Source organism: Nisaea nitritireducens (assembly GCF_014904795.1).
Taxonomy (GTDB): Bacteria; Pseudomonadota; Alphaproteobacteria; order Thalassobaculales; family Thalassobaculaceae; genus Nisaea; species Nisaea nitritireducens.
The window spans coordinates 1-13,278 of sequence record NZ_JACZFS010000040.1; the positions used below are offsets into that span (position 1 = coordinate 1).

Annotated in this window: 11 protein-coding genes; 2 read left to right on the forward strand and 9 right to left on the reverse strand. The window is 60.7% G+C overall.

Translation table 11 applies throughout. The features are described from left to right. Together IG629_RS13840 and clpB are read right to left on the reverse strand one after the other, a co-directional pair. Nucleotides 1-275, reverse strand: a 275-nt coding sequence (locus tag IG629_RS13840) for a hypothetical protein (RefSeq protein ID WP_193172538.1), incomplete at its 3' end; no start/stop codon positions are given. A gap of 292 nt (nucleotides 276-567) precedes the next feature. Continuing rightward, entirely contained in the window at nucleotides 568-3,186 is a 2,619-nt protein-coding gene (clpB, locus tag IG629_RS13845; RefSeq protein WP_193172539.1) for an ATP-dependent chaperone ClpB, read from the reverse strand. A gap of 251 nt (nucleotides 3,187-3,437) precedes the next feature. Here clpB and IG629_RS13850 point away from each other — a divergent pair, with 251 nt between their 5' ends. After that, complete coding sequence (locus tag IG629_RS13850; protein ID WP_193172540.1) at nucleotides 3,438-4,199, forward strand: MOSC domain-containing protein; 762 nt, start codon at nucleotides 3,438-3,440, stop codon at nucleotides 4,197-4,199. 28 nt (nucleotides 4,200-4,227) lie between these two features. Next, the gene (locus IG629_RS13855) at nucleotides 4,228-4,668 is read left to right on the forward strand and encodes a GNAT family N-acetyltransferase (RefSeq protein ID WP_193172541.1); all 441 of its coding nucleotides are present in this window, start codon (nucleotides 4,228-4,230) and stop codon (nucleotides 4,666-4,668) included. A 97-nt stretch (nucleotides 4,669-4,765) separates the two neighbouring features. Here IG629_RS13855 and IG629_RS13860 read toward each other — a convergent pair whose 3' ends face one another. The 7 genes from IG629_RS13860 to IG629_RS13890 all read right to left on the reverse strand — a co-directional run bounded on the left by IG629_RS13860 (nucleotide 4,766) and on the right by IG629_RS13890 (nucleotide 13,113). Then, nucleotides 4,766-5,536 (reverse strand): DUF4167 domain-containing protein, encoded by a 771-nt coding sequence (locus IG629_RS13860; protein WP_193172542.1) that lies wholly within the window; start codon nucleotides 5,534-5,536, stop codon nucleotides 4,766-4,768. A gap of 262 nt (nucleotides 5,537-5,798) precedes the next feature. After that, on the reverse strand, nucleotides 5,799-6,668 hold the full coding sequence (prmC, locus tag IG629_RS13865) for a peptide chain release factor N(5)-glutamine methyltransferase (RefSeq protein WP_193172543.1): 870 nt from the start codon (nucleotides 6,666-6,668) through the stop codon (nucleotides 5,799-5,801). Further along, a complete protein-coding gene (gene prfA / locus IG629_RS13870) occupies nucleotides 6,668-7,723 on the reverse strand; it encodes a peptide chain release factor 1 (RefSeq protein ID WP_193172544.1) in 1,056 nt (351 codons plus the stop codon). Before prfA ends, prmC begins: the two co-directional genes overlap by 1 nt. Beyond that, the gene (gene hemA / locus IG629_RS13875) at nucleotides 7,720-9,012 is read right to left on the reverse strand and encodes a glutamyl-tRNA reductase (protein ID WP_193172545.1); all 1,293 of its coding nucleotides are present in this window, start codon (nucleotides 9,010-9,012) and stop codon (nucleotides 7,720-7,722) included. Before hemA ends, prfA begins: the two co-directional genes overlap by 4 nt. An 11-nt stretch (nucleotides 9,013-9,023) precedes the next feature. Beyond that, the gene (gene hisS / locus IG629_RS13880; RefSeq protein ID WP_193172546.1) at nucleotides 9,024-10,268 is read right to left on the reverse strand and encodes a histidine--tRNA ligase; all 1,245 of its coding nucleotides are present in this window, start codon (nucleotides 10,266-10,268) and stop codon (nucleotides 9,024-9,026) included. 126 nt (nucleotides 10,269-10,394) lie between these two features. Then, complete coding sequence (gene ispG, locus IG629_RS13885) at nucleotides 10,395-11,543, reverse strand: flavodoxin-dependent (E)-4-hydroxy-3-methylbut-2-enyl-diphosphate synthase (protein WP_193172547.1); 1,149 nt, start codon at nucleotides 11,541-11,543, stop codon at nucleotides 10,395-10,397. Between the two features lie 112 nt (nucleotides 11,544-11,655). Further along, on the reverse strand, nucleotides 11,656-13,113 hold the full coding sequence (locus IG629_RS13890) for a helix-turn-helix domain-containing protein (protein WP_193172548.1): 1,458 nt from the start codon (nucleotides 13,111-13,113) through the stop codon (nucleotides 11,656-11,658). Between the last annotated feature and the right edge of the window lie 165 nt (nucleotides 13,114-13,278).

Here is a 13,278-nt window from a genome sequence, read left to right on the forward strand (position 1 = left end):
CGGTGTTCTTTTGTGGGGTCGGTTGTGTTTTTTAATTTTCTTAATTGACGTGTATTCGAAAGTTCAATTTTTTTTAATAATTCTTCCGGAGAAATTTTCGCTTCCTGCATGGCACTGATGTAAGATAAAAGGCTAAACCTTAAGCCGTTCGTTTGTTCGATTTGAACGAATCCAGGTATGCCCCCATCATTGATTTTGGGTAGGCCCGTTAATGTTCTAATTACAGAGGATTTTTTAGTGTTTGCCTCGCCAAGAATGATCCATGCTCGTTTCATCGATTTCCCTCAATAATGATTATTTTATCGAAAAATTGATTGTATCTGTCCAGTTGGATGTTTTGCAAATACTCTATGCTTAGAGAGTGTTGGTTATTTTAAGGTTCAGTGATCGAGTTCAGATATCAGATTAGCAGTCTAATTACGGCGACAGATTTTTGGCTTGCTATTGTAAAATCGATTTATGATACGGCTTGAAGCGGAGTGGAATCGTTTATTCAGTCGGCATAGATATAGAAAGCTTAAGGTTGTGGTAGAGCGCTCCCTAAGGAGGGAGCGCTCTTTTTAAAGCTTATTCCGCCGCCTCGATCCGGACTTCGGAGCTTGGGGCGGACGGTTTGCCGTTGATGATCAGCTTGCCATCTTCCGCCGTCACCTTCACGTGGCTACCATCGAGAATGCTGCCTTCCAGGATCTGGTTGGCCAGCGGGTTTTGCAGCGAGCGCTGGATCACCCTTTTCAGCGGCCGGGCGCCATAGACTGGGTCGTAGCCCGTGTCGGCGAGCCAGCGCAGGGCCGCATCGTCGAGATCGATCGTGATCTTGCGGTCCTCCAGCAGCTTGCGCAGTCGTTCCAGCTGGATATCGACGATATGCGTCATGTTCGAACGGTCGAGCCGTGAGAACAGCAGCGTCTCGTCCAGACGGTTCAGGAATTCCGGCCGGAAGGCCCGGCGCACGACTTCCATCACCTGCTCGCGCACCGCATCCACCGTCTCGCCCTCGCCCTGGGCCGCGAGGAACTCGGAGCCGAGGTTCGAGGTCAGGATGATCAGCGTGTTGCGGAAATCGATTGTCCGCCCCTGTCCGTCGGTCAGGCGGCCGTCATCGAGAACCTGAAGCAGCACGTTGAAGACATCCGGGTGCGCTTTCTCCACCTCGTCGAACAGCACGACCTGATAAGGCCTGCGCCGTACCGCTTCGGTCAGGGCGCCGCCCTCGTCATAGCCGACATAGCCCGGAGGCGCCCCGATCAGACGACTGACCGAGTGTTTTTCCATATATTCGGACATGTCGAGTCGGACCATGGCGTGCTCGTCGTCGAACAGGAACTCCGCAAGCGCCTTGGTCAGTTCCGTCTTGCCGACGCCGGTCGGGCCGAGGAACAGGAAGGAGCCGATCGGGCGGTTCGGGTCCTGCAATCCGGCACGGGCCCGTCGCACGGCGTTGGAGACCGCGGCAATGGCTTCATCCTGGCCGATCACCCGTCCATGCAGGGCTTCCTCCATCTGAAGCAGTTTCTCGCGCTCGCCTTCCAGCATCTTGTCGACGGGAATACCGGTCCAGCGGGAGACGACGGCGGCGATGTCGCGGTCGGTCACTTCTTCCATGACCATCTTTTCCGAGGAGGCGTTCTCCGCTTGACCGATGGTGGCTTCGAGATCGGGGATCACGCCGTACATCAGCTCGCCGGCCTTTTCGAAATCGCCCTGCCGCTTCGCGTTTTCGAGTTCGAGGCGGGCTTTTTCCAGCTTCTCCTGCATCTTCTGGACGCCGACGACGACTTCCTTCTCGGACTGCCAGCGTTCGGTCAGCTCCGAAGAGGTTTTCTCAAGCGCCGCCAACTCGCCTTCGAGCTTTGAGAGGCGGTCCTTGGACGCCTTGTCGGCTTCCTTCTTCAGGGCTTCCTGCTCGATCTTGAGCTGGATGATCTTGCGGTCGAGCTCGTCGATCTTCTCTGGCTTGGAATCAACCTCCATGCGCCGGCGTGACGCTGCCTCGTCCATCAGGTCGATGGCCTTGTCCGGCAGGAACCGGTCGGTGATGTAGCGGTTGGATAGATTCGCCGCTGAAACCAGCGCGCTGTCTGTGATCCGCACGCCATGGTGCAGCTCGTACTTTTCCTTCAGGCCGCGCAGGATCGAGATCGCGTCGATCACGGTCGGCTCCTCGACGAAGACCGGCTGGAAGCGCCGGGCCAGCGCCGCGTCCTTTTCGATATGCTTGCGATATTCATCCAGCGTGGTGGCGCCGACACAGTGCAGCTCGCCGCGGGCGAGAGCCGGCTTCAGCATGTTGGAGGCGTCCATTGCGCCTTCCGCCGCACCGGCGCCGACCAGCGTGTGCAACTCGTCGATGAAGAGAATGATGTCGCCCTCGGAGTGGGAGACTTCCTGCAGCACAGATTTCAGCCGCTCCTCGAATTCGCCCCGGAACTTGGCGCCTGCGATCAGCGCGCCGAGGTCGAGCGTCAGCAACCGCTTTTGTTTCAGCGGCTCCGGCACGTCGCCATTCACGATGCGCAGTGCCAGCCCCTCAATAAGCGCGGTCTTGCCGACGCCGGGCTCACCAATCAGCACCGGGTTGTTCTTGGTGCGGCGGGAAAGAACCTGGATGGTCCGGCGGATTTCCTCATCCCGGCCGATCACAGGGTCGAGCTTGCCCGTGCGGGCCGCCTCGGTCATGTCCTGGGTGTATTTTTCCAGCGCCTCATAGGAATTCTCGGCCGTCGCGCTGTCGGCCTTGCGGCCCTTGCGGACGTCGTTGACGGTCTGGTTCAGGGCCTGTGCGGTCAGGCCGGCATCCTTCAGGATGCGCGCGGCAGCCGTGCCTTCCGCCATGGCGATGGCGAGCAGAAGCCGCTCCACCGTGACGAAACTGTCCCCGGCCTTTTCGGAGATTTCTTCAGCCTGTGTCAGGAGGCGGGCCGTTTCGGGGGCGAGATAAACCTGCCCGGCACCGCTGCCTTCGACCGTCGGCAGCTTGCCGAGTTCGGCCTCGACGGCGAGCTGAGCCGATTTCGCATTGCCGCCCGACGCGTCGATAAGCTTGGCGCACATGCCTTCCTTATCGTCGAGCAGGACTTTCAGCAGATGTTCGGGGGTCAGGCGCTGGTGGCCCGCGCCGGTGGCATAGGTCTGCGCAGATTGTAGAAAGCCGCGTAGGCGCTCCGAGAGTTTTTCGAAATCCAACGGTCGTCTCCTTCGTACCGCAAGGTTGCCGATACAGCTCCACACACCCCAATATGGCGGTATGCGAGCCTCTTTTCGGAATGCACTGACGATCATTACAGCATCGCCGATTGCGTTCCGTCTTGGAAGGGGGCCGAACCCGATTGCGGCATTCGGAACCCACATCACAGATATGGTGAGTGGCTACGTCATCGCAAGTGGCGTGAATGCGAGTTGACAGGTTTCCGAAGCTATTTATGGTGCGGTGCACTATGGGAAAAATCAGTGCGATATACAGGTTCCCGGTCAAAGGTATGACAGGAGAATCTCTGGAGAGCGTGCCGCTGGAAGCGGGGCGTATGCTCCCGAACGACCGACGTTTCGGGATTCTGAACGGCGCCGCGGCGCGGCGTGCGGAAGCCGGAGACCGGGATTGGAAGGCGAAAGCCAATTTCCTGCAACTGGCGCAGGCAGAGAAGCTCGCTCAGCTCGAAGCTCGCTTCGACGAGGATAGCGAGATCCTGCAGATCTGGCGCAAGGGGCGGAACGTTGCCAGCGGCAAGCTCACCGACGTCAATGGACGGACGGTGCTGGAGCAGTTCTTCGCCGCCTTCATGACGAAGGAAAGCCGGGGCCAGCCGCGCATTGTCGAAAGCGGCGATCAGCCCTATTCCGATGTGAAGGTTCCCTTCGTCTCGATCATCAATCTGGAAAGTGTCCGGGATCTCGAGCGTGTGGTTGGCCAGCCGGTCGATCCGCTGCGGTTCCGGGGCAATCTCCTGATTGAGGGTGTGCCGGCCTGGGAAGAATTCACCTGGGTTGGAAAGACGGTGAAGATCGGAGACGCCGAAATCCGCGTTGCCGAACGGATTGGCCGCTGTCCCGCTACCAATGTCGATCCGGCGACGGCGCAGCGTGACCTGACGATCCCGCGGGATCTGCAAAATGGTTTCGGCCACACTGATTGCGGCATCTATGTCGATGTCACCGGTGGCGGAACGATCCGTGTCGGTGACGAGATCACCATCCTCTAGGCCGGGCTGGTTCGGAAAGCGGCGTATCGTGGTGGCGGAAGACCTGACCCTGCGGAGTTTGTCTGTCGAGGATGCGGTAGAGGTTGCCGCGCTTACGGTGCAGCTTGGCTACGATCTGGAGGCGGAAGGGGCCAAAGCGCGCATCTCTGATGTGCTCACGGCTCTGGGGCATCACACGTTCGGCGCTTTCTCCGGGGAAGTCCTGCTTGGTTATCTGCACTGCTATCAGGCCCCTACGATCGACAAAGGGATGATGTTGTGCGTTCAGGCGCTCGTCGTGGATGAGCGGGTGAGGGGCAGCGGAGCAGGGCGCCATCTCATGACAGAGGCGGAACGGCTGGCCAGGGAGCTCGGTTGCAAGACTGTGAGTCTGTCGTCGAATGAGCGCCGTACCGGTGCGCATTCCTTTTACGAACGCATCGGCTATCAGCGTTCGTCGCGATCATATTCATTCACAAAGCAGATCTAGGAACAGAGCCGTTCCAGGCGCTAGGCAATTTGGGCATAAAAAAACCGGCCGTCATTGCTGACGACCGGTTTTTCAAAGCGTAGTGGCTACAGGCCGATCAGTCCTCGCCGGCCAGCGGCAGGGCGGGTTCGACCGCTTCGACGACTTTGCGCGGGCGGCCTCTGCGGCGGACCGGCTTTGCTTCCGGTTCGGCACTGGCAGCGGGAGCTTCTTCCGGCGCCGCTGCTTTGGGTGCGCCGCTTTCACTGGCACCGAGCATGGCCCGCAGCGCGGAGTCATTATCTGCTGCCGGAGCAGCAGCATCCTTCGGAGCTGCCGCGCCATTCCGGCGGCGGCGCGGCTGACGTGGAGCACGCGGTTGTTCGGGCTCGCCGGTCTGCTCTGCAGCTTCGGCATCCTGACGGCGCTCGCTTCGGGTCCGGCGTGCCGGAGCCTCGTCATCGTCTGACGAGGATGTCGGTTGAGGCTGTGCCACCGGGGGCTGGGCTGGACGCACTTCGACGACATTACCCGCATCGCTGTCGTCGTCTCTGCGGCTGTCGTCATTACGCGGCTGACTGTCGGGCTGATGTTGCCCGGTATCCTGCTGCGCATTCTTTCGGGCTTCGTTCTCTTCGTTGAAAGCGCTGTAGATACGGAAATAGTGATCCGCATGCTGGAACAGGCTTTCAGCCAGCACCCGGTCTCCGGCGGTCGAGGCATCGCGGGCAAGCGTCAGGTATTTCTCGAACACCTGATGCGCATTGCCACGGATCCGGACGTCGGGACCGTTGCTGTCGAAGGTCTGATTTCTGTTGGGGGTACTAGGGCGACGATTGTTATTTCCGCCGCGACCCCGCCCACGTTTCTGATGGGGACCTTGTCTCATGCTTGATTCTTTGCCGTTTTAAAGGGTGCCAAATGGGCTCCCGTGCCAAAACACCGATCCACACCATGTGTGTGACCGAAACATCCGGAGCATCCGGTAGGACCAGAGTCCAAACCGATGCGATCATCTCATAACCAGGATGGTTTCCTGCAACAGACCTGCCCCCTCCGGCCTCTGTTGCATGAAGGGAGACTACCGGTTTGAGCGCGGCATTCCAAGTTCTAATTCCCCTGCTGCAGTGCGGCGGGGGAGCTGCGAAAGGCTAGGTCCGGCGGATCAGAATGCAGCGTTCGATGCCCGCCAGATCGCTCCGGAAGCCATCCACGATGAGGCCTGATGCTTCCACGATGCGGGAAATGTCGGGCCCTTGTCCTTCTCCAAATTCGAGCACTGCGACGCTGTCTTCACCGAGTAGGGAAGGCAAGCATTCCGCGATGTTACGATAGGCGTCGAGGCCGTCCGGGCCACCGTCCAGCGCTTGCATGGGGTCGTGTACTTTTACTTCTGGTTGTAGGTCGGCAATGTCCGATGTGGGAATGTATGGCGGGTTGGAAAGCACGATGTCGAATGGACCATTCACATTGTCTGCCCACCGGGAACGGATCATTCGTGCACGCCTGGAAAGACATAGTTTCTCAGCATTTTGGCGTGCTATTGCGATGCAATCCGCGTCGATATCCACCCCCAAGCCTTCTGCATTTGGAAATTCGGAGAGAGCCGCCAGCAGGAGACAGCCGGTGCCTGTACCGAGATCCAGAATGCGGTAGGCGTGATCGCGTTCCGGATGTAGCTCAAGAAGGGCATCGATCAAGGTCTCACTGTCCGGGCGCGGATCGAGGGTCGCTGGCGAGAGGTCGAACTCCAGACTCCAGAATTCGCGGGAGCCGAGAATGCGGGACACGGGCTCCCCGTCGATACGGCGAGCCAGAAATGCGGCGTAGCGGGTGCGCTGCTCCGCTGAGACCGGATCGTCATCGCGGCCATGCAGCCGCCCCTCCACGCCGAGGGTATGGGCAAGCAGCAGTCGCGCATCGAGCCGTGGGTTGTCGTTGCCCTCCGCTGCCAGGCGTTGCGTTGCCGCCTGCAACAGGGCGCCGACCGTTGTCGCCGTGTCGGAATGGTCCTGCGGCATCAGCTCATCTCGGCCAGGCGGGCGGCTTCGTCTTCTGCGGTCAGGGCGTCGACCAGCTCATCCAGGGCCTCCCCGGCGATCACCTTGTCGATTTTGTAGAGGGTCAGGTTGATACGGTGATCGGATACCCGGCCCTGCGGGAAATTATAGGTCCGGATACGTTCCGACCGGTCGCCGCTGCCGATCTGGTCCTTCCGGTCTGCGGCTCGTTCGCTGGCAAGGCGCTGGCGCTCGTGATCGTAGAGCCGGGCGCGCAGGATCTTCATCGCTTTGGCCCGGTTCTTGTGCTGCGACTTCTCGTCCTGCTGGGAAACCACGATGCCGGAGGGAAGGTGGGTGATCCGCACTGCGCTTTCCGTCGTGTTGACGTGCTGGCCGCCCGCGCCGCTGGCGCGGAACACATCGACCCGGAGATCCTTGTCCTCGATATGGAGGTCGACATCCTCGGCTTCCGGCAATACCGCGACGGTGGCGGCGGAAGTGTGAATACGGCCGCCGGACTCGGTCACAGGCACCCGCTGTACCCGGTGCACACCAGACTCGAACTTGAGGCGGGCGAAGACGGAGCGGCCGGTGATCTCGGCCGTGGCTTCCTTGTAGCCGCCGATATCGTTCTCGGAAATTTCCATGACCTCGAACTTCCAGCCCTTCAGAGCGGCATATCGCTGATACATGCCGAACAGATCGGCGGCGAACAGGGCTGCCTCGTCCCCGCCGGTGCCGGCCCGGACTTCGAGGATGGCGTTCTTTTCGTCCGCCTCGTCCTTCGGCAGCAGCAGGATCTGAACTTCGCGTTCGAGCTCCGGCAGCGCCTTCTCAAGCCGCTGAACCTCGTCTGCGGCCATCTCCGCCATGTCCGGATCTTCCAACAATTCGCGAGAGTCGGACAGCTCCTGCCGCATGTCGTTCAATTCCGTCACCTTGTGGGCGACGGGTGCCAGCTCCGAGAGTTCTTTCGACAGCCTGGCAATGTCCGAGCTGTCGCCGGAGGCCAGAATGGCTTCCAGTTCCTTGTGACGGGCCAGCACGCGTTCCAGATTTGCCTGCAAGCTCACAGGTCTTCTCCTTGTTCTTGGTCGAGACCGAACAGTTCCTCCAGCGTGGAGAGGGTCCGGTCGTCCAGATGGTCCGTTGCCGCCAGGCGCCGAAGATGTTCAGACGGGCCGTGCATGATGCGGTTCAGCAACAGACGGGTTGCGTCTTCCGCGGAAAGGTTTGGTTGCTCCGCATGAAGCGCCTCACGCATGCTTTCCAGATGCGCTCTGAGGCGTGCGATGGAGGGGGCCGCGATGCGCCCGCTCTGATCCGAGAGAAACCGGGCGACGGCGGCATTGACCAGCTCGCGAGCGGCCTCCGCTTCGGCGCGGCGGGCATTCTTGCCTTCGGTCGCGGACCGTTCCAGATCCTCAAGATCGAACAGGAAGGCCTCGTCGATCCTGTTGACCGCCGGATCGATGTCGGCAGGGATCGAGAGATCGACCAGAAAGATCGGCCGGTAGCGGCGTTTCACCAGCGCCCGTGAAACCATCTCTTCGGTCAACACGGTGCGGCCTTCTCCGACGGCGGCAATGACGATATCGGCATCGACGAGCGTTTCCGCAAGGGTGTCCATGGCTGCATGATGGGCGCCGATGGATCTGGCCGTTGCCTCGGCGCGCCGGGCAATGCGGTCCAGCACCGTGACCGGCGTGCCATGGCTGTTGTGAAGCTGTTCCGCCAGAATCAGGCCGAGTTCGCCAGAGCCAAGCAGCACCGCACGGGTCCGTTCCAGCGCGCCATGCACGTCGCGGGCGACGGAGAGGGCGGCGGCGGCAATGGAGACAGGACCTTCCGCGATCCGCGTTTCACGACGCACCTGCCGCGCGGCTTCGAAGGCGGCGCTCATGGTTGCGTCGAGCAGCGGACCGGAAGATTTCAGGCTGCGGGCCAGCCGGTGCCCCGCTCGCATCTGGCCGAGGATCTGGGGTTCGCCGATGACCTGACTGTCGAGAGAGGCGGCGACGCGAAACAAATGACTCACCGCGTCCCCGCCGACATGCCGGTAAAGCAGCGGCTCCAGCAGTGCCGGGTCGAGATCGATTGGGGCGCAGAGGATCTTCGCGATGATGCTGCGGGCTTCTTCGGGGTTCGGGAAGATGCCGGCGACTTCGACCCGGTCGCAGGTCGAGAGCGGCATGGCTTCCTCGACTCCGAAAACCCGGAGCGAGCGAAGCACGACCGGCAACTCCTCGTCGGCGACGAATAGCTGCTCACGGATCGCATCGGGACAGGTCCGGTGGTTGACGCCGACGACGGCGAAGCGGTGCAGGTCCTGAAAGAGCGGGGAAGCGGAGCGGTCCGCCAACGCGCGCCTCGCTAGGCCTCGGCGCCGAGATGGTCCCCGATCTTGTCCAGCGCGACTTCGACTTGCGAGCCTGTGTCCAGGTCGCGGATCGTCGCTACGCCCTTTTCGAGTTCCGTCTCGCCGATGATGACGGCGTGGCTTGCACCGAGTTTGTTGGCCCGCTTCATGCGCTTTCCAAGATTTCCCGAATAGCCCATTTCGACAGAGTGGCCCGCCTTGCGCAAGTCGTGCGCGAGCTTGATCGCCGCGATAGTCGCATCCTCGCCGACCGGGATCAGGGAAAGCGGCCGTGCCGGAGCGACAGGCGCCTCAATCATCATGGCGATCCGCTCGATTCCGGCAGCCCAGCCGACACCCGGTGTGGAGGGGCCGCCCATAGTCTCGATCAAGCCGTCATAACGTCCGCCCGCCATCACGGTGCCCTGGGCCCCGAGCCGGTCGGTGACGAATTCGTATGCGGTGTGACAATAGTAATCGAGGCCGCGCACCAACCGGTCGTTTTGCCGGTAGGGGATGCCAACCGCGTCGAGGCCCTGTTTGACCGAACCGTAGAAATCTTCGGAAGCCGCATTGAGGTAATCGCCGAAGGACGGTGCGTCCGCGACGATCTTGCGGTCGCCCTCATCCTTGCTGTCGAGGATGCGCAGCGGGTTTGCTTCCAGCCGGCGCAGGCTGTCCTCGGACAGGCCGTCCTTGTGGCCCATCAGGTATTCGACCAATGCGTCGCGATAGGCGTGACGGCTTTTCGTGTCGCCAAGCGTGTTCAGCTCCAGCACGATGCCGTCGAAAATGCCGAGTGCGTCGAGAATGTCGGCGCCCACCGTGATCACTTCGATATCGGCCTGCGGCGTCGGCACGCCGATAAGCTCGACGCCGATCTGGTGGAACTGGCGCTGGCGGCCTTTCTGCGGGCGCTCATAGCGGAACATCGGGCCCTGATAGAATAGCTTCAGCGGCAGGTCCTGGGTCAGGCCGCCGGAAATGAAAGCGCGCGCCACGCCCGCCGTGCCTTCCGGGCGCAGGGTGATGCTTTCGTCACCCCGGTCTGTGAAGCTGTACATCTCTTTCGAAACCACGTCGGAAGTCTCGCCGAGAGTGCGGGCGAAGACTTCGGTGAATTCGAAGATCGGTGTCTGGATTTCGCTGAAACCGTAGCGGCTGGCGGTCGCGAGGGCCGTCTCGATAACATGGCGATGCCGCCGCGCGTCCTCACCGAGGAGGTCGTGGGTGCCGCGAACGGGCTGCAACTTGGCCATGATAGAGGTCCTTTCAAACGTCCCCGAAGCCGACAGAATGCCGGGGAGGCTCGGTTTATGCCGCGTTTCCGTCCCGGATTCAAACGGATGCGGTGATTTTGCGGTGGTTGGAAAGTCTGTGCGGGGTCAGGAGGCTGCCGGAGAAACCATCGGCACCGTGTTTTCATCCGCCTCGGCCAGCTCCTTCTCGATCTCGGCCGCCTTTTCCTCGACGAGAGAGACCAGATGGTCGACGACATTGTCGTCCTGCAGGCGATGATGGGGCAGACCGGCGATATAGACCTGATGGTTGCCCTTGCCGCCGCCGGTGAAGCCGATATCCGTTTCCCGCGCTTCACCCGGCCCGTTCACCACGCAGCCGATAACCGAAAGGGTCATCGGCGTGGTGATATGGGCGAGCCTTTCTTCCAGAACCTCGACAGTCTTGATGACGTCGAACTGCTGGCGGGCACAGGAGGGGCAGGAAATCACGTTCACACCGCGATGGCGCAGATTGAGCGACTTCAGGATATCGAAGCCGACCTTCACCTCGTCCACCGGATCGGAGGAGAGCGAGACGCGGATAGTATCGCCAACCCCACTCCAGAGCAGCATGCCCATGCCGATGGAGGATTTCACCGAGCCGATGCGGAAGCCGCCGGCTTCGGTGACGCCGAGATGCAGCGGATAGTCGCACGCGTCGGCCAGACCCTGATAGGCGGCGACCGCGAGGAAGACGTCCGAGGCTTTCACGCTGATTTTCGTCTCGAAGAAGTCGTTGTCCTCAAGAATTTTTAGATGGTCGAGTGCGGACTCCACCATCGCTTCCGGGCAGGGCTCGCCGTATTTTTCCAGCAGGTGCTTTTCAAGGCTGCCTGCATTGACGCCGATCCGGATGGAGCAGCCGTAATCCTTGGCGGCTTTCACCACCTCGCGCACCCGCTCGGCATTGCCGATATTGCCGGGATTAATCCGCAGGCAAGCTGCGCCCGCCTTGGCGGCCTCGATGGCGCGCTTATAGTGGAAATGGATATCCGCGACGATCGGCACCGGGCTGGCCTTGCAGATTTCCGGCATGGCAGCAGTCGAGGCTTCATCCGGGCAGGAGACACGCACAATGTCGGCCCCGGCGTCCGCACAGGCCTGTATCTGCGCGATGGTCGCCTTGGCATCCGCCGTCAGCGTGTTCGTCATGGTCTGCACCGTGATCGGCGCATCGCCGCCGACCAAAACGTTGCCGACAGAGATCTGACGGGATTTGCGTCTGAAGATGTCGCGGTAAGGCCGCACACTCATGAGATCGTTCCGCTCGCTGTACTCGCCACTGCGAGATGGCGTTTGGGGTCTTATAAAGCAAGCAGGCGCCGCGGGTAAACGGCGCCTTCGTTACGATTGAAGAATGTCGGCGTCAGTCTGTGACTGTGTAAGTCAGCAGAGTTTCGTCCAATGGGATGTTCCGGGCGATTTTGCCGAACGGTCCAAGGCTCGGTGCCTCGGTCCCATTTACGGAAATTTTCAGGGCTCCGGCATTCCCGGTGAAGAGCTTCAAGCCGGTGCGGGCCGGAACCTTGTATTGTTCGCCCTTGCGCAGAATGCGTGTCAGCAACGGTGAGGCATCGGTGCCGCGGACCTGGACCCAACTGTCGTCTGTCGCGCTGATCACGATAAGTGGCCCGGCGACGGTAGAAGCAGGTTTCGGCTTGCTGTCGATTGCCGCCGCTTCTGCTTCGACAACGGACCGGCTGGTCGTTGTCGCCGCCTGAAGGGGCACTTCAGGGATGGCGGGAATGTCGGTTGTTCCGGACGCAGGAGCGGGTTCCGGTATGCTGGCAACCTGAACTGCGGCCGTTGTGTCTTCCGTGGCTGCTGTATCAACCGGTGCCGACGCTTCCGTGACTGGTTCGGTAGCGGTGATCGTTTCGCCGCTCGGAGGGGCGGCGGCTATCTCGGCGGCCTCTTCGGCGCCGGTATTTGTCGTTGAAGCAATTTCGGGCGCTGCCGGAGTCGTATCCGTGGCGGTTACCGCAGCTGCAGGCGTCTCGGCCTGTTGAGTGGGTTCCTGGCTCACTGATGCTACGACCGGTGCCGGTGTCGTACCGGTGACGGGTTCAGTCTCCGGCTTCGACGGCGCGGCTTCAGAGGCGGCCTGGATTGGTGCGGAGGGCGCTTTGCTGGCCGCCGGTGTCTTCGTTACGGCGATCGCTGCGGTCGGCTGGGGCGCGACGGGGGCACTCTCTGCCGCAGCGGGCGTGTTGATTGCAGGCTCTTCAAGCAGGAAGGCCAGACGATCCGGAATGCCCGGCGTCAGCTCGGAGACTGCGGTTTCCGAGGTCGAGAAATAATACCAGCCGCCATAGCTGAGCGCGGCAAGCAGAACGCCGGCAAAAACCAGGGCGCCTCCCGGCACTTTCCCTTCCGGTGCAGGTGAGGGGAAGGAAAGCTGAGTGGGCTCCTGAAGCTTTTTGGCTTCGGCCTTGAAGTCGGCAATCAGTGTATCTTGGTCAAGATCCAGAAGCTGGGCATAGCTGCGGACATATCCGATGGCATATGTCAGTCCTGGAAGACTATCGAAATCGCCCTCTTCCAAGGCTTCAAGATAACTGCGCTGAATTCGTAATTGCTGCGCGATATCCTGAAGAGAAAGCTCTCTTTCGACACGATTGTGGCGAAGCAATTCACCAACCGCAGAAGCAGATTCCGCCTCGGCGTTCAGCCAAGGCTCTGCTGATTTGGATTTCGTTGCCTTGAGGGCAATGTCCGTAGGCGCGACAGCCACTGCTGTCACCACGGGAGACATGCGTTCCTCGGCTTTTGACTTCGCGGCATCTTCGATGTGCTGAAGTCTCAACTTTGCTTTTGCGCTCATATCATCCACGACCTAATTGCCCGCGAATATTGCGTCTTCCTCAGTCCACAATTTCAGCAGTAACTATTTCGAAAAACTGACCGCGTCACCATGGAGTAACCAGGCTTGAAAGCCAAGTTAGAATAAATTCTCCAATGAATCAATGATCTATTCGGATTTTTCGAT

Bases quoted from the DNA above. Each gene is read 5' to 3' on its own strand.
- IG629_RS13850 (WP_193172540.1), top strand. From the start codon at position 3,438: ATGGGAAAAATCAGTGCGATATACAGGTTCCCGGTCAAAGGTATGACA.
- IG629_RS13860 (WP_193172542.1), bottom strand. From the start codon at position 5,536: ATGAGACAAGGTCCCCATCAGAAACGTGGGCGGGGTCGCGGCGGAAAT.
- prmC (WP_193172543.1), bottom strand. From the start codon at position 6,668: ATGCCGCAGGACCATTCCGACACGGCGACAACGGTCGGCGCCCTGTTG.
- hisS (WP_193172546.1), bottom strand. From the start codon at position 10,268: ATGGCCAAGTTGCAGCCCGTTCGCGGCACCCACGACCTCCTCGGTGAG.
- ispG (WP_193172547.1), bottom strand. From the start codon at position 11,543: ATGAGTGTGCGGCCTTACCGCGACATCTTCAGACGCAAATCCCGTCAG.
- IG629_RS13890 (WP_193172548.1), bottom strand. From the start codon at position 13,113: ATGAGCGCAAAAGCAAAGTTGAGACTTCAGCACATCGAAGATGCCGCG.